The organism is Paenibacillus sp. Leaf72 (genome assembly GCF_001422685.1).
Classification (GTDB): Bacteria; Bacillota; Bacilli; order Paenibacillales; family Paenibacillaceae; genus Pristimantibacillus.
This window is the reverse complement of the sequence record NZ_LMLV01000001.1, coordinates 64016-80640: the sequence shown is the minus strand read 5'-3', so window position 1 is coordinate 80640 and position 16625 is coordinate 64016. Positions and strand designations below refer to the sequence as shown.

At 46.1% G+C, this 16625-nt stretch carries 16 protein-coding genes; 8 read left to right on the top strand and 8 right to left on the bottom strand.

The window, feature by feature from the left end; translation table 11 throughout:
• Positions 1–28: 28 nt before the first annotated feature.
• From ASF12_RS00350 to ASF12_RS00335, 4 genes are all read right to left on the bottom strand, one after another.
• A complete protein-coding gene (locus ASF12_RS00350; protein WP_155972681.1) occupies positions 29–283 on the bottom strand; it encodes a hypothetical protein in 255 nt (84 codons plus the stop codon).
• A 13-nt stretch (positions 284–296) separates the two neighbouring features.
• Positions 297–1451, bottom strand: a complete 1155-nt coding sequence (locus ASF12_RS00345; protein ID WP_056028229.1) for a Ger(x)C family spore germination protein — start codon at positions 1449–1451, stop codon at positions 297–299.
• 32 nt (positions 1452–1483) lie between these two features.
• Positions 1484–3037: a spore germination protein gene (locus tag ASF12_RS00340; RefSeq protein ID WP_235532996.1), complete on the bottom strand. Its 1554-nt coding sequence runs from the start codon at positions 3035–3037 to the stop codon at positions 1484–1486.
• Between the two features lie 118 nt (positions 3038–3155).
• On the bottom strand, positions 3156–4100 hold the full coding sequence (locus tag ASF12_RS00335; protein WP_056028226.1) for a serine hydrolase domain-containing protein: 945 nt from the start codon (positions 4098–4100) through the stop codon (positions 3156–3158).
• Between the two features lie 282 nt (positions 4101–4382).
• Between ASF12_RS00335 and ASF12_RS00330 the strand changes: the two genes are divergently transcribed.
• On the top strand, positions 4383–4904 hold the full coding sequence (locus ASF12_RS00330) for a PadR family transcriptional regulator (RefSeq protein WP_081418542.1): 522 nt from the start codon (positions 4383–4385) through the stop codon (positions 4902–4904).
• A 16-nt stretch (positions 4905–4920) separates the two neighbouring features.
• Complete coding sequence (locus ASF12_RS00325) at positions 4921–6438, top strand: DHA2 family efflux MFS transporter permease subunit (protein WP_056028224.1); 1518 nt, start codon at positions 4921–4923, stop codon at positions 6436–6438.
• A 267-nt stretch (positions 6439–6705) separates the two neighbouring features.
• Here the strand turns inward: ASF12_RS00325 and ASF12_RS00320 are convergent, their stop codons facing one another.
• The gene (locus ASF12_RS00320) at positions 6706–7239 is read right to left on the bottom strand and encodes a hypothetical protein (RefSeq protein WP_056028220.1); all 534 of its coding nucleotides are present in this window, start codon (positions 7237–7239) and stop codon (positions 6706–6708) included.
• 483 nt (positions 7240–7722) lie between these two features.
• Between ASF12_RS00320 and ASF12_RS00315 the strand changes: the two genes are divergently transcribed.
• Positions 7723–9318, top strand: coding sequence for a M4 family metallopeptidase (locus ASF12_RS00315; RefSeq protein WP_056028217.1), 1596 nt, complete (start codon positions 7723–7725; stop codon positions 9316–9318).
• 195 nt (positions 9319–9513) lie between these two features.
• On the top strand, positions 9514–10314 hold the full coding sequence (gene murI / locus ASF12_RS00310) for a glutamate racemase (RefSeq protein ID WP_056028214.1): 801 nt from the start codon (positions 9514–9516) through the stop codon (positions 10312–10314).
• Positions 10315–10417: 103 nt separating this feature from the next.
• Here the strand turns inward: murI and ASF12_RS00305 are convergent, their stop codons facing one another.
• Complete coding sequence (locus tag ASF12_RS00305; RefSeq protein WP_056028211.1) at positions 10418–10765, bottom strand: hypothetical protein; 348 nt, start codon at positions 10763–10765, stop codon at positions 10418–10420.
• 326 nt (positions 10766–11091) lie between these two features.
• Here ASF12_RS00305 and ASF12_RS00300 point away from each other — a divergent pair, with 326 nt between their 5' ends.
• Genes ASF12_RS00300 through ASF12_RS00290 form a run of 3 tightly spaced genes read left to right on the top strand, consistent with a single transcriptional unit; the run spans position 11092 to position 14823 of the window.
• Positions 11092–12768, top strand: a complete 1677-nt coding sequence (locus tag ASF12_RS00300) for a molecular chaperone HscC (protein ID WP_063892483.1) — start codon at positions 11092–11094, stop codon at positions 12766–12768.
• Complete coding sequence (locus ASF12_RS00295) at positions 12765–14093, top strand: tetratricopeptide repeat protein (protein ID WP_056028204.1); 1329 nt, start codon at positions 12765–12767, stop codon at positions 14091–14093. The genes ASF12_RS00300 and ASF12_RS00295 overlap by 4 nt, the downstream gene beginning before the upstream one ends.
• A gap of 7 nt (positions 14094–14100) precedes the next feature.
• Positions 14101–14823 carry a DUF1266 domain-containing protein gene (locus tag ASF12_RS00290; protein ID WP_056028201.1) on the top strand — a complete coding sequence of 241 codons (723 nt, stop codon included), beginning with the start codon at positions 14101–14103 and terminating at the stop codon, positions 14821–14823.
• 63 nt (positions 14824–14886) lie between these two features.
• Here ASF12_RS00290 and ASF12_RS00285 read toward each other — a convergent pair whose 3' ends face one another.
• Positions 14887–15273, bottom strand: a complete 387-nt coding sequence (locus ASF12_RS00285; protein ID WP_056028198.1) for a hypothetical protein — start codon at positions 15271–15273, stop codon at positions 14887–14889.
• 161 nt (positions 15274–15434) lie between these two features.
• On the opposite strand from ASF12_RS00285, the gene ASF12_RS00280 reads away from it, so the two are divergent.
• On the top strand, positions 15435–15749 hold the full coding sequence (locus ASF12_RS00280; protein WP_056032582.1) for an ArsR/SmtB family transcription factor: 315 nt from the start codon (positions 15435–15437) through the stop codon (positions 15747–15749).
• 61 nt (positions 15750–15810) lie between these two features.
• On the opposite strand, the gene ASF12_RS00275 is transcribed toward ASF12_RS00280, so the two are convergent.
• Positions 15811–16599, bottom strand: coding sequence for a M15 family metallopeptidase (locus ASF12_RS00275; protein WP_056028195.1), 789 nt, complete (start codon positions 16597–16599; stop codon positions 15811–15813).
• Positions 16600–16625 lie beyond the last annotated feature (26 nt).

Genomic DNA, 16625 nt, shown 5'->3' with positions numbered 1-16625 from the left:
GCTGATTCTGCTCCTTTCCTCGCCCAACCTAGCCTTTCACCCCCAGCATGCTGCTAATCTGTTTGGCAGGCCCGCCCAATAGCTGCTCAACGACGTCGAAATAATCGAACCAGTCTTTGTTCAAGACATAATCTATACTCATATACAGGCATGCCGCTGTAATAAATGAATAGAGCCAAACTGCGGGGCCTTTCATCTTCCCGCGTAGAGTGAGGCTGTCATACAGCAGCATGCCCCCGAATAAAACTGTAGCAATCAGTGCCCGCTCCCACATCAACATCATCCTTCCCGCCTTGCTACGATGCAGGTTTGCTGTTCATCGTCCCGCCCGTAACGAGTTTAAACTCTACCTTCACATCAATCGGCAGCTCCGCAAAGCGCTCATCCCAGTCTGGCTGAAGCTTGTGCCACGCCCCCGGGCTCTGGCGGTATATTTGGTTGCCGATGCCGATAACCTCCAGCTTATTTTTTTGCAAAAATTTTAACGTCGCTGAAGTTTGTCTCAATAGAGCAGCGCTAAATTTTTCGAGGAAGGCTTGCTCATCCTTTTTGGAAACAATAGCTGTGCATTTTAGCTCTGTAATGGCTAGCTCCCCTTTAATTCGGTAGCTGACTATGGGATTTCCATCCTTCATTGTTACTTTGCTTGCTGTACGCAGAGCCAGCACTTCCGCTGTTTCTTTCTCGCCCTTCATGCCTTCGCAAGGAATCTCCAGCACACCGGAATGGTATTCATTTCGTAAAGCGAGCAGCCCCTCTACCTTATCGGGAGGCATTACCTTCTTCATTTTTCCGTTCTTGATTAAGGCAAGCCCCGCTGTGGACAACGTCTGCTCCGGATTAGAATTTCTGTAAACATAGGAGATTACCGTGTCTGGATGCGCGCTTTCCTGTTGAAGAAGCAAATCGAGCAGGGAGGTGTCCATTGTTTTCGCCGCATTGAGATAGGAGAACTCTTCTGTTCGAAGAATTTGCTGCGCTGTCGTCTGCTCAATGAGCGGCTGCTTCTCGAGCAGCTTGTGAGCGGGTCCTTTGGATATAAGCAGCTTGACGCTGCTGCGCGGTTCATGGTCACGATAAAAAATATCGAGTGTTTTTCCGAGATCCTGATTTCTCGCCAGCTTCTCACCGACGATAATGACTCGCGTATGGCTCCATTGGGCTTTACGGCCCAAATGGATCGGAATATCGCGTATCGCCTCCATTACGGTATCATCTTGCGTATGAATGCTTACGCTGGACGTTTGCGTGGTTGCGGATTTGCCGGTTTCTACGGAGGCGGGACGATAAATTTGGGTGAGCATTTCGATTTTTCCGTCCTTCGTTTCGTCGAGGGCAACGCCCATCACAAAACCGCGCTCGGTCAGCTCGTATTTGCTCCAGCAGCCCGTTAGCAGCATGAAACTCATGAATAGAGAGGCAATCAGTAAAATGCCGGTTTGTTTTTTCATGCAGATCCCATCTCTTTGATTTTTTGAGCTTCTTAATGCTTATGCAAATTTTGCGGCTTGCGCAGCAGCTTTTTGAGCGAGATTCTCATAATGACATCTCGAAGCTCGACCAGCCGAAAAGGAGCGAGCGGAGCCATATAAGGCTGACCAAGCGACCTAAGCTTGCACAGATGCAGCAAAATGAACAAGAAGCAAATCATCATGCCGAAGCCCCCGAGCAGCGCAGCGCAAAGCATGAGCGGAAACCGCAAAATACGGAGCGCAATCGCGATGCCATATTGCGGAATAGAGAAGGAGGCGATACCCGTCAGCGCCACCACGATAACCATAATCGGTGATGCAATTCCTGCACTAATCGCGGCATCTCCAATGACAAGGGCTCCAACGATGCTCACAGCGGAGCCGACAGTCCGGGGCAAGCGAACGCCTGCCTCACGCATAAGCTCAAAAAAGAACTCCATCAGCAGCGCTTCGAAAAAGGCTGGCAGCGGCAGACCCTCGCGTGCATTCAATACTGCTAATAGAAGCACGGTAGGAATCAGCTCAGGATGAAAGGTAGATAGCGCAATATAAATGCTTGGCAGCGATAAGGCGATAATAAAAGCGAGAATGCGCAGCCAGCGAATCATCGTAGAGATGATCGTCCGTTGGTAATAATCCTCGCTCGATTGGAAAAACTCGGTGAACAACCCGGGACAAAGCAGCATGCCGCCTGTTCCCTGCACCAGCACGACGATTTTTCCCTTTAGCAAACCGGCTACAGCCATATCGGTTCTTTCTGTATAACGATGTTGAGGAAAGGGGGAGTAGCTGGAATCTTCAATAAGCTGCTCAATATAGGACGTTTCCAAAACATCTACCGTCTTAATGAGCTCCATTCGCTTCTTAAACTCGGCGAGCATCTCAGTATCCACTTTGCCTTCCAAATATCCGAAGGCGACGGTTGTGTTGGTATCGCCGCCACCGCTCATTAGCTCAATTTTGAATTTTGGCGTCTTCAGCCGCAGCCGCAGCAGTCCTAAATTTTTCTGCAAGTTTTCAACGGTGCTTTCCCGCGGCCCTTGCACGACCGATTCATTGACGGGCTCATTGACCTGTCTTGTCTCAACGGACTGGGCTTTAAAGCTGAGTGCCTGATTCCAGCCGTCGAATAAAATCAGCAGCTGTCCGCTGGAAATACCGTCTACGACAGCATCTAAATCGTTTACGAGCTGTACTTTTTTACCGGAAGGGCCATGATTCTCGAAAAAAAAGCGGACGTCCTCAATGCCAGCTTCCATTCCAGGTCCGACCTCATGCGTTACAAGATCTTGCAGCGATATTTTCATATAGTTAATGGTATCGTCTTGAATAAGCGAGCTGTAATAGATCGAGCATGCTTTATGCAACATATCGGGACCGTAATGCCAATGCATAAAGATGATGTCGGAGCTGCGGTCAAAGACAGATTCCAGATAACGAAGATTATCCTCCAGTATGGAGGTGAGCGGATGCTTCCCATCGCCACTGCCTGATTGACCACTTTGTGGTACGGTTGGCATCGTTTCCTGGGTGCTTGTCCCCGTATGGCTATTCTCGGTTGTCATGTGCGTTCACCTAGTTTCCATGTCCTGGTTTCTTACATTTACCAGTATGGCTTGCCGCCTGGAAAACTATACGACATAAAAAGACAACGCCCGCAGGGGAGTTGTCTTGATTTTTAAATTATTGCTGCGCGAGCAGCGGGGCAATGTGATGACGGAAAACATCTGCGGGAGGCTTGCCTCTTTTTAGCCTGTCATTGGTGACGACTGCGACGATATTGAGGCGGGGGATGACGGTAATCGTCTGTCCGCCGAAGCCTAAAGCATAATAAAAATCGAAAGCAGAAGGCGAAGCGGATTCCGAACCTGCAGCAAAAGAATCGACCCACCAATGCCAGCCGTACTGGCCAGGGCGAGGAGATTCAGCGGCTATTGCAGGATAGACGGAGCGCTCTATTAAAGTTTGGGGGATAAGCTGCTGCCCATTCCATGTACCTTGCTGCAAATACAGCTGGCCCAGCTTCAGCATATCGGCTGGAAGCAGCCGCAGTCCAAAGCCGCCTGTATGAATGCCCTGCGGATCATGCTCCCATTCATATTGGGAAATGCCTAGCGGCTGGAACAGGTAGCGTTCGGCAAATGCAGCAGTGGTCATCTCGCTTGCTTGTACGAGAATGGCAGACAGCATTTGTGAGATGCCGGAGTTGTATTCCATGCGCGAGCCAGGCTCATCCGATAACGGCTGCTCCAAGGCAAATTGAATCCAGTTTGACGTTTGCGTCATGCGGGGGAAGGAGTTTTGTCCGCCGAACTCCGTCCAGTTGAAGCCGGCAGACATCGTCAATAGATGCTCCAGCGTAATCGTTTGTTTTCGCGGGTCAGAATCTTCGGCAAGCTGGGGGAAAAATAAAGCGGCTGGCGTCGATGCCTCTGGCAGCAGCTGCTTGTCCATCGCGATACAAATCAGGGCAGAAACGACGCTTTTTGTACAGGAATTAACTTTTGCAATTTCTTCTCTCGTACGATCATTTCGGTAATGCTCGATAATAAGCTTGCCATTATAAGACACCAGGCAGCTCCTTAAGTCCAGCGGCTCAATAGCCGGGAGCAGTGATGACAGGTTCATCTGTTTTTCCCTACTTTCCTCATCCATCTCGTTCTTTCGATTATAGGGGGTTAGCGGAAAAGAAACAAATGGAAGGATGAGCGATTAGGTACGGGCTCTCTGATTCCCGCTTTGTAATTTAAGGCTGACTGCTGAATGCATAACGAATTTAGCCATGAAGCTGCTTGACTACTGTTCATATTGTTCATCGATATATGATTAAAATTCATATATTGAACTGATATATACTTTATGTTAATATAAACTTGCGTAAAGAGATTTGCAAAGAAGGTGGGGAATTTTTTGAACAGCCAAGATGTGATTTTAGGAATTTTAATGGATGAAAATTGTTCGGGCTACGAAATCAAGCACAAATTTGAAACGCTGTTTTCGTATTTTTACAATGCCAGCTATGGGACGATTTATCCGACGCTCGGCAAGATGGAGAAGCAGGGATTAATTACGAAGGAGAGCATTTTGCAGGATGGCAAGCCAAATAAAAATGTGTATACGATTACGGAAGCGGGCCGGGAACAGTTTATGCTGTATTTAAAAAGCGATATCCAGGCTGTGGAAACGAAATCCGATTTTATGGTGAGGCTCGTTTTTGGAAAATGGGCAGATCAGGAGCAAGTGATTCAATGGCTCGAGAAAACGATTGCCAAACAGGAGGAAGAGATTGCCCAATTAACGGCTGATTATGCAAATTGGAAACCCAACATGAATGCCACCCAAGAACTGTGTATCACAATCGGTATTGCCAATCAGGAGAGCTCCCATCGAATTTTAGTAGAAGGATTGCAAAAGCTGAAAGCTCAATTATAAGGAGAAGGGGTTCAACATGAACAAGGAAAAAACAGGGCTGATCGTATTGGCAATGGCACTCGGCCTGCTAATGTCGTCTCTCGACAACACGATTACCTCTGCGGCACTGAGCCATATTATTAAAGACATTGGCGGATTTGAGCAGGTCAGCTGGGTATTTACCGCCTATATGCTCGCTTCAACGAGCATGATGCTCGTTTTTGGCAAAATGTCCGATTTATTTGGCCGCAAACTATTTTATCTCATTGGCATATCGATATTCCTCCTTGGTTCAGCCTTATGCGGCATGGCGCAGGATATTACCCAACTAATCGTGTTCCGTGCTATTCAAGGAATTGGTGCGGGAGCGCTGCTGCCGATCAGCTTTACGATTATTTACACGGTATTTGCCGATCCGAAGCAAGCTTCCAAAATGGCCGGCGTTTTTGCAGGTATCTTCGGCTTGTCTTCAGTTGCAGGACCGCAAATCGGGACGCTGTTATCAGAGGCGTGGGGCTGGAGATGGTGCTTTTACGTCAATGTTCCGATTGGGATCTTGTCCTTCCTTGTATTGCTCTTTGCCCTCAAGGAATCCCGTTCGGAGCGAAAGCCAAAAATCGATTATTTAGGTACGGCTTTCCTCATTATTTGCACCATCTCCTTGATGCTCGCTTTGGAGTGGGGTGGGAAGGACTACGCCTGGACGTCTTGGCAAATTTTATCGCTGTTTGCGGTGTCAATTATCGTGGGCATGCTGTTTATATCCGTTGAGCTGCGTGCAGAGGAGCCGATATTGCCATTAGTTTTGTTCAAAAATCGGATGGTCGTCGGGCTATGTCTCGCCTGTCTCTGTCAGGGAGCGATTATGTTTTCGGCCATTGCTTATTTGCCGATTTTCTCAACTGCCGTATTAGGGCAGGAAAACTCCAACGCTTTGTTGACTCCGATGATGGTTTCGTTAATATCCGGAGCGGTTTTGTTTGGCTTTTTGCAATCCAAATTTGCTTATCGAACGCTTATTGCTTTCACAATGACAGCGGGAGTTATCGTCAGCTACTTGCTCAGTACGGTTAGCCATGATGCTTCCAAGTGGTATATGATGGGTCTTATGATACTGCTTGGGCTCGGAGCTATCGGCCCTTTGATGAGCATGTCACAGACAGCTATGGCGGCAAGCGTGGAACGCAAATACATCGGTATTAGCTCGTCCATCGTTGGTTTCTGGCGCAGCATTGGCGGCGTTCTCGGCGCATCAATCATGGCGACCATAGTCAACAATAACTTGAAGACGCTGCTGTCGGATGGAGCGGCTGAGCACCATATTCCACAGGATCAGATTGCGACGCTGGCGAATCCAGAGCAACTTGTACGAGGGGCCGGCAATGTTCCGCAAGATATTGTTGCTTTCGTGCGTGATTCTTTGGGAACCGCGATAAACCATGGATTTATGCTAAGTATTGTCTTCGCTGTTCTTGGCATTGTGGCGGCCTTCGTTGCAGGCCCAGGCAGGCAAAGCATTCCTAATGCACAATCCGCTGCCAAGCAGGCTTCATGAGCAGGTTAACTAAGCTGTATAGTTCCAGAGCCTGAAGGTAAGGTGGTCGCATGAGGTTTAAGGTCCAATATGATGGTTTGGGAACAACAAGAACGACGAGCGTTGGGCTCGCCGTTCACCTGGAGGTATTGAATTGCTGCCGGGGATTTTGAAGCAATAGCAGCTTAAAGGATTTATAGCGAGCTCAATAAATAAAACAAGCCTTTGCATTCCATATGGAACGCGAAGGCTTGTTTTATTTCAAGAGAAGTACTGCCAAGTGTTATCTTAGTACATTGCGAATATCGCAGCAAAAATAAAGCCACCTACGCCAAGCACCGTCAGAAACAGTGGAGGAGCGGATAAAATAATGCCTGCAATCGCCATGCCTTTGCCGCTGGAGGAACGTTTGGAGGCCAAACCGAATATAAATCCGAGCAGGCTGAAAATGAAAATGAGAATAGCAGAAATTATGACGCTTGCCATTCCAGCTGTATCACTGGCATAGGGATTTAGTGCCGTTCCGATAAAACTAAACAAGCCTCCAACGCACAGCAATACGCTGATAATGCCAAAAATAAGCGATATAATCGCTAAGGCCAGCCTATTTTTTGGCTGATTCTTGTTCGCTGCTGGTGCAGCCTGTGGTGCGGGTTGCCCAGCAGCTGGAGGAGCGGCTTGACGTGCTGCTGCAGTTGCTTGTCCGGCAGCAACTCGCGGATTGGCAACTGGCCGCCCTGTTTGGGCACTGGTAGGTCGCGCTGCCGAGGGTTGCCCAGGTCTATAGGTCGTCGTTCCTGGTCTTCTAGGCGGTGTTTGCAAGAATAGGACTCCCATCTATAGTTATATAGTCTCTCTATACCTTTCAACATTCGTCAAAGTTTTCCAAAATCCTTTTTTGGGATAATTATTTTTTATTTATATTATTTTATATTAGCTTGCTACTAAACTAGACTGCCATTAAACAAGAATAGATTTAGTAAACGCCATGATTATGGGAGACAAAGAGCAAATGAATTAGCGTAATCTAACATAGAAGGTTAGAAGAAATTTCCAAAAATCTCAAAAAAAGCTTCACAAATGATAGACTCTCGTAGTAATATGAAATCAGCTCCAAGGGTTTGCAAATATTTCCTTATTAGGTGGGTGATAGGTTTTAACTAGACTGCCAGCAAAAAAAGGTAAACGGTCCGTCGCAATCGTCTCTCATCCCAGATAACAGCTTTGGCATCCGCCTGAATGAACAATCAACAGGAATTCGCTCGCGCTTATAACCTAGTATTCATATTGGAGGAGTGTATTTTTATGAAAAAGAAAGTAGCTTCTATTGTTGCAGGTATGCTCGTATTTGGTTCATTCGCTTCGATTGTCGCAGCGGAAGAAAATAACGATTCAAGTGATTTTTTCGCTGATTCCTCGCAAATTTTCATTACGGCGCCTGATTGGGTAGCTCCTTTAGCTGTATCGCCTGAGGAAAAGGTATGGGGCTATTTGGAAAGTGTAAGAGACCAATTAAATGTTGGCGAAGAGGGCAATATTCGTGATCATTTCCGTATTGTAGAACAGCAGACCAATAGTTCAACGGGAACGATCCATTTTAGGCTGAGCCAATATGCATCAGGCATTCCTGTATATGGTGCCGATCAAACGCTTCATGTTGACAGTGAGGGGCAAGTGACTTCACTGCTTGGAAGCGTTGTTGAAAATGTGCAGGACAAGCTTCCGCAAACGATCGCTCCGGTCATTCCGATTAGCGAAGCAGATGCGATTGCCGCTGCCGAGGCTGATGTATCGCAGGAGTATGGAACGCTTGGCGAGCCGCAAACGACTCCTAAAGCAGAATTATATTATTTTGTGCAGGATGGCGAACCGGTGCTGTCTTATATTACAGAAGTGAACGTGCTGGAGCCTGAGCCGCTGCGGGTTAGATATTTTATCGCGGCAGAGACAGGCAGCGTATTGTTTAAATATAATATTTTACATGAAATAACAGGTTCGGGAACAGGTGTGAACGGCGATAGCAAAACGTTTGAAACGAGGCTCGTGGGTTCCTCTTATCAGCTGTACGATGCAACGCGCGGGGGTGGCATTGCAACCTACAATGCAAATAATGGAATCTCGCTACCGGGGACGCTCTTCTCCCGATCAACGAACATTTGGACGGATGGGGCTGCTGTTGACGCTCATGCTTATGCAGCAAAAACCTATGATTATTATTGGCAGAAATTTGGCCGCAACAGCTTGAACAACAATGGTCTTCAGCTCCGTTCCACCGTACATTATTATACGAACTATAACAATGCCTTCTGGAATGGCGTACAAATGGTGTACGGCGATGGCGATGGCGTAACCTTTAAGCCGTTGTCTGGCGATTTGGATGTAGTTGGTCATGAGTTCACGCATGGCGTAACCGAATATACGGCTAATTTGGAGTATTACGGCGAGTCGGGAGCTATTAACGAATCGATCTCCGATATTATCGGCAATTCCATTGAAGGGGATAACTGGCTGATCGGGGATGATGTATACACGCCAAACATTTCAGGCGATGCGATTCGCTCGCTTGCTGATCCGACTTTGTATAATCAGCCCGCACATTACAGCAACCGCTATACGGGTTCCGCTGACAATGCCGGCGTGCATATCAATAGCGGCATTAACAATAAGGCGTTTTATTTGCTTGCACAAGGCGGAACGTTCAGTGGGGTGAGTGTTACGGGTATCGGCAGGGAGCAAGCGGTACAAATTTACTACAATGCGCTGGTGTACTATTTGTCGACCTTCTCTAATTTCTCCGCTACGCGTGCAGCAGTCATCCAATCGGCAACAGAGCTGTACGGCGCAACTTCTACGCAAGTAGCATCGGTTAAACAAGCTTATAATGCGGTAGGCGTATATTAATAGAATAGAAGTACAATGAAATAGAATAGGAAAGAAAGGCCAATCAGAAACTTCTGGTTGGTCCTTTTTATGGAAAAAATTTATAAGCTACATCATGAAAAGCTGCGCATTATCTTCTTGGCTGCTCTTGCCTATAACCAACTATCGCGCTATGCTTGTATTAGTATTTATTACATAAGTTAAGGATCGATAAAAATGAAAATCGGATTTTTGGATTCGGGCATTGGAGGTCTAACCGTCATGGCAACGGCGATTCAAATGCTTCCTGCCCAGGATTATCTTTTTATGGCTGATAATTTGCACGTCCCCTATGGAACGAAGTCGAAGGAAGAAGTCAGAGCCTATATTTTGGAGGCCGTTGAGACGATGGTTGGCGAGGGGATGGATGCGCTGGTTGTAGCTTGCAATACGGCCACTAGTATTGCTGTTGCCGAGCTGCGAACGATGTACTCTTTTCCTATTGTCGGTATGGAGCCGGCAGTCAAACCAGCCGTTGAGATGAACCGCAAGACAGGGAAGAGGGTGCTGGTGTTCGCGACACCGTTGACGCTTCAGCAGCCAAAATATTATGCCCTTGTCTCACGTGTGGACGATGAGGGGATAGTAGATTCCTTGCCCCTTCCAGAGCTCGTCCATTATTGTGAGGAGCTGCAGTTTGACAAAAGCATTATGAGCGACTATTTCCGCTCCAAGCTTGCTGACTATGATTTGGACCGTTATGGCATGATTGTGCTGGGTTGTACCCATTATCCTTTCTACAAAGGGCTGCTCCGCGAAATATTGCCGCCGCACATTCAAATTATAGATGGCAATGTGGGAACGGTAAAACGTCTTATGGCGCTGCTAAGCCGTGTTGGCATGGTAGGCGGCGTACGAAGCGGCAGCGTTCGCTTTATGTGTACCGGCAATGATGCTGCTTACATTGAGAAAATCCGTACCGCATTCGAATTGATTAGCGAGAGCAGCGTACAGAATGAAGAAATTATGAAAGAATAATGATGGAATAATAAATGAAACAGTCTAAAGCTGATGCCTTCTGCAAGGGGGCGGCTTTAGGCTGTTTGCTTTTTCCTCGTGTAATGCTTGGGAGAGAAAGTACTCATTTGAGCTTCGTAATCCAGAAGCCAAGCACGACGACGGCGAGCCCGGCGATCGTTTTCCAATTGGGCATTTCCCGCAAAAACATCATGCCAATGATGACACAGACCAAAATTTCAATGCCTTTCGACAAGGTGAGGGCGAAGGTCAAATTGCCAAACCCTTTATACATAAATTTGACGCCGAAGCCAATCATGACATTTGCAGCAAAAATGACGGGCAGCAGCTTGAACTGGTACCAAATCGTGGCCCAGAAAACGGGATCAATATGCTTGCTTTGATAAGCGAATACGGCATTCACCGCGAATAATCCTCCAAGCAGTAGGGCGACAGCATAAACGAGCAGCATGCGTTTGCGGCTCCTTTCATTCATTAATTCCGTTGCGCTTATATGTTGCCCAAGGGAAAGATTTTTAAAAGGAGGCAATTGTGAAATTTATGATGATGACCTCCTTAAATGGAGGCATATGTATATATTGTTATTATGTCTAAATTATTTTTTTGAGAGGGATATTAAGTTCCATTCGATTTTATCATCAAACAAATTTACCCTTTTAACCGATATAAATGAGATAAGTATCCTTATCCTAGAAAAAGACTGTTAGCTAAAGATGTCTTTTCATTTATTTTTTTATGTATTTATGGGTGAATTTATATGTTGATGGAGCTGAGAATGTGCCGATTATCGGAATTGATCTGGGAACGACAAATAGTCTTGTTACTTGTTATGTGAATGGTGAGTGTGTCATTATTCCTAATGCTTTAGGAGAAAAATTAACGCCTTCCGTTGTAAGCGTATTGGAAACGGGAGAAATCATTACGGGAAGTGCCGCAAAAGAACGTCTGGTCACGCATCCGCATTTGACGGCGGCTGTATTCAAGCGGCATATGGGGACAGTGAAAAATTACGATTTGGAGAAATATATTTTCACGCCAACAGAGCTTTCCGCCATTGTATTGAGAGCGCTGAAAGCAGATGCGGAAAGCTTTCTGGGGAGTGAAGTTACAGAAGCCATTATTAGCGTACCCGCTTATTTCAATGACCACCAACGGCGCGCTACGAAAGAGGCGGGGCAATTAGCGGGCTTGAAGGTAGAGAGGCTTATTAACGAACCAACGGCAGCAGCAGTTGCTTATGGACTTAATCAAGTGGAGGAAGAACAGCAGTTGCTCATTTTCGACCTTGGTGGCGGTACTTTTGACGTTTCCGTACTCGATATGTTTGATAATGTTATGGAGATTCGAGCAGTAGCAGGGGATAATTTTCTCGGCGGAGAGGATTTTGATGAAGCATTAATTCGTTATTTTCTGGAGAAGCATCAATTAAAATTGGGCGGTCAAACGAGCAAAGTGTACGCTATGCTTAAAAAGCAGGCAGAATCCTGCAAACTAGCATTAACGACACAGAACTGCTCTGAAATGACCTGTACCATTAATGAAACGACTTACACATTGGAGATTACGGCACAAGACTTTGAGAAACTGGCAATGGAATTGCTGGCTAAGCTTAAAAAGCCATTACAAAAAGCTTTAAAGGATGCTGATATCGCTCCTGAAGAGCTCGATCATGTCGTTCTGGTTGGCGGCTCGACCAAAATGCCAGTTATTCGATTGTTCACGGCAAGATTGTTTGGCCAGCTTCCGCTTAGTCATTTGAATCCTGACGAGGTAGTCGGTATAGGTGCAGGCATTTATGCGGCGATGAAGGAGCGTAATGAGAGTCTGCGGGAAACGGTACTGACGGATGTATGTCCATATACGCTAGGGATAGAAATAATAGGCGAGCGGTTTTCTCCCATTATTGAACGCAACACGGTTATTCCATTTAGTAAAGTAGATACATTTTGCAATGTGCATGAAGGTCAGAGTGTCATTAAAGTTAATATTTTTCAAGGCGAAAGTCGCAAAGTGGCAAATAATCTAAAGTTGGGCGAAATTACAATCGACTTCCCGCCGGCAAAAAGAGCGGGTGAATCAGTTATTGATGTTAGATTTACATACGATATTAATGGGATTTTGGAGGTCGAGGTTGTTTCGCGAATAACGAAGGAGAAGAAGTCCCTTATTATTATGAATAGCAATACGTCCTTAACGGATGAAGAAATCAGCATTCGCTTGAAGGAAATAGAAAAACTTAAAATTCACCCTAGGGAAGATCATAAAAATCGGTTTTTGCTGGCTAAGGGTGAACGATTGTATGAAGAGATGCTGTCGGACAAACGGCATCAACTGGCTCTGGAAATCGAAAAGTTTGAACATGTTTTAGATCGGCAGAACCCGCTTGAAATCAATAAGGCAGCGCTAACGTTTGAACAGCATTTGCGCAGTGTGGAGGATTGGCCTGAACGATGACTGAATGGGATATTTTAGGTATTGATCCGACGAGTAATAAAAAAGAAATCCGCAGTGCGTATTCTGCCTTGCTTAAGAAATGCCATCCCGAAGATGACCCGATTGGGTTTATGCGGCTTAGAAGCGCCTACGAACAAGCTTTAAAGCTTGCAGAGAAGGTTCAAACACAGCATTTTGCACACGATTTAGACAAGGATTCACTTACGGAGAGCAGTGAAGAGCAAAGTGTGATTGTCGAAATAGAGGAAGAGGAAACGGCATACCGATCAACAGATAAAGGCTCTGGATTTGGATATGAATATATTCATCTAGAGGAACCTTTGGCAGATGCAAGGAGCCGTTCAGATATGGTTTATGAGCAGCTGAGCATTCTCTATAAAGACGTTTTTAAACGAAGAGATATTTATGAATGGAGAAAACTGTTTCTGCAGGTTTCCTTGGCTCAACGCGACAATGTCGAAGCGGAGGTTCTCCGTTTTTTGAAGCAGCACGGCCATTTGCCGCATGAGATTTGGAGCTATTTAAATGAGGAATTTTCTTTATTGGATAAAACGAATTTCCCTTGGGAAGCACTCATACGGTATGACCACGAATTGTCCTTAGATTACTTGGATCCTCATGCAGCTTGTGATTTTGAGCATTTTGCTGATTTACGGTTTCAAGTGTTCCAACTGCTTCAGCAAATGCAATATACGGAAAGTATCAAGCTTGGGTTGGAAGCAACGCTGCTGTATGCAGATGATCCTGTGCTTCATCGTCTGTTGGGTATGGCCTATTATAGACGGTCAGAATACGAGCAAGCTATTAGCGCTTTTACGCGAATGCTTGATAGAATCCCAGAGCATGAGGATGCCCTTATTTATCGGGGGTATGCGTATCACCATATAGGTTTGTTTGAAGAAGCTGTTGCGGATTTTAAGCTGGTCATTAAAAATGATGCGTGGCATGCGGAAGCCCGCAAAGGCCTGAATTTATCTCTCTACGTCATGAATCAGCTGAATAAGGGAAGTTCATCAAGTAATCTTCTACCGTATGCAATGAAAGGAAGCGACTTAGAGACAGGCCTGTTATATAAGTGCAATGAGCATTTATTGGTGTGGCCCGAGCCGCCGCCAAAGGAAAACTTTATGACTTATCTGGAGAGGAATAGCGAAGTTGTGCCGAAAATCATTCTTTTTGGCATTGGTTTTTTAGTAAATGTAGGCTTGGTTATACATGTGTTTTCGCTCCTATGGGATATTTCAATAATTCCATATTTGCTTATCGTTTTGCCGATCCTTTTTCTAATCACATTAATCTACTATATAGACAAATTAGAAAGGTAAACCTATTATGATCAAACAACGTCTCTGGCAGCTTTCGCTAAGTATGACATCGTCTTATGGCTCAGCCGATGACTTGGAAGTTTTGTGCAGCGATCAGCATTTTTGGAAGAAGGTAGAGCTCGGTGAAGCGACTTTCAGCCCAGAGCTGCTCTACGGTATGCCTGCTGCTCAAGGGGTAAGGAGGGCAAGTCAGAAAGAGGGAATCCGGATCTATTTGCGTGATGATTTCGAAATTCCAGATAAAATTCAATTATACAAAAAGCTTGATCAATTAGAAAGCGATATTGTAGACATTTCCTTATTTGATGATAAAAGACGCATGATATCAGCGATGCCGCTTCGGGAAAGAGACCGAATGCTGGAGGGAATAACCGATGAAGAAGCTGCCTCGTCGGCTTCTGTTTCTATCGTTGCGCAATATGATTTAACGCTTCCACCAGCAGGCATCCGCGGTTACCATATTGCGAATTACGTCCTGTTGTGCCGCCTAGGCGCATTTTTGGACTATTTAACGGAGGAGGAGGTATTCGAGAGGTTGAAATTATCCTCCTCGCTTGCACGGCAATATTTTACGAGCTTTGAGCAGTTCGCCTTGTCTTGCGCAGTTGGAGCTCTATTTTGCAGCGGTAAAGATTTTGAAGAGGGCATATTAAGAAACCTATACTCCAGCCTTTACCATCCTTACAGTTATTGGAAAAATCTCGATTGGGATTTAGATTTGCAGCATTAGCAGCCTTAAACGAATCAGCCCTGTCGTTTCCAAAGAGGAAAGCGAGAGGGCTGATTCGTTTGTTTATTCATATTTTTTAAACGCGTTTTTGTCATCCTGGACGTTTTCCAAATATATGATTTTTCCGTCGTCTGTTAGTTTGGCGATATCGATTCCAGTTTTTGCGTATACAGCGCCTTCGACTGTTTTACCGCATACCGCCCAATTCGTCTGGTAAGAGCCGTTGCCTTGCAGCTCCCAGCTATCCCACATATGCTTAATGTCATTATTGAATTGGTGGAAGGCTTTAATGAAGCTTTCGAAGCCGGTACGTTTCGTACCATTTAAAACAATCTCTACATCAGGTGTGAAGAGAGCCAGCAGCTTCTCCATAGCCCGCTCGTCCGTGCGGGAGGCGTCAAAAAGTTGGAAATAAACATCTAAAACAGCTGTGTGTGTCGTGTTGGTCATCATCATGGCTCCTAATTCTTGTGCATATTACGCAGGTTTTGATTTTTAGTTCGATGTTCATCGAACGGATGACAGCTTAGCACATCCCGCTGAAATAATGCAAGGAATAGTTTGAAAATCGGGCATTGAAACATCCCACAGGATATGGTACCTTGGGCAGTATGAGAACGATGAGAGTACCAGAAGCCAATGAAATGAAGCTCACAACGGTGCTTCACGCGCTGAGCGACCCTGTGCGGCTTAAAATTGTTTTATGTTTGGCTCGGACAGGAGAGAAAAACTGTTCTTCTTTCGAGGTCGAGCATCTGTCCAAATCGACGTTGTCGCATCATGTCAAAATACTGCGCGAAGGAGGAATCATTCAGCCGCGAATTGAAGGCAAGCAGCATTATTATTCGATTCGTCGGGATAATCTGGACTTATGTTTTCCAGGGCTGCTGGATTCTATTCTGGCAACGGACGAGCAGTATATTTGAGAGAATTTGAGGGGGGAGCATACAAAAAAAGCGGCCGCTTGGCCGCTTTTTTGTATGTTCATTAACGTTTCTCGGATACCGGAACCGCATTGTAATATTCATCGAGCGTAATTTCGCGCTCGTTCAGCTCTTTAGCCAGCTCCTTGCCGACGTAGCGGATGTGCCAAGGCTCATATTTGTAGCCGGTCAAGCTGTCTTTCCCTTCGGGATAACGAATAATGTAGCCATACTCCCAGGCATGATCAGCGAGCCAGCCTGCTTCAGGCGTACCCGCAAAACAATCCTCCGCAGCACATTTGCCATCCGCTCCCGTAACATCAATTGCAAGGCCGGTCTGATGCTCACTCGTGCCTGGAACAGCGCTGTACATGCGAGCGGCTTCTTCGCCATCTTTTTTCACATAATTGTCGAACAGCGTTTTCTGGCGATCATAAGAACGGTAGCCGGAAACGCCAGCGAGTTGAATGCCATCACCAGATGCTCCGGCGAATAATTGCTCCAAAGCGTCAGCCGCTTCCTTGCGCAGCATGCGCTTGTCGATTTTCTCAGTGAAGGTGAACGCTACATCGGGATATACCAAATCCTGCGGCTCGTAGCCTTCTGGCAAGCTGTATTGCTTATTTACGAGCACGACGGCTGCCGTAGGGTTCGCTACGACAAGCAAATCGTCAACCGTACCTGACGTTTCCTGCACGGCGGTATCCCCCGCTTCCCCAGCAGCATCGGTATTCGTATTGCTTGCTGGCGATTGGCTCGCTATAGGCGATACGGTTTCCTGCGCGCCAGTGCAGCCAAAGGCAAACAGCAGCAGCAGAACCATCAAAGCTTGTCCTGTCCTTTTCATCCTCATGTTTAAAAACGCCTCCTCATGTGATC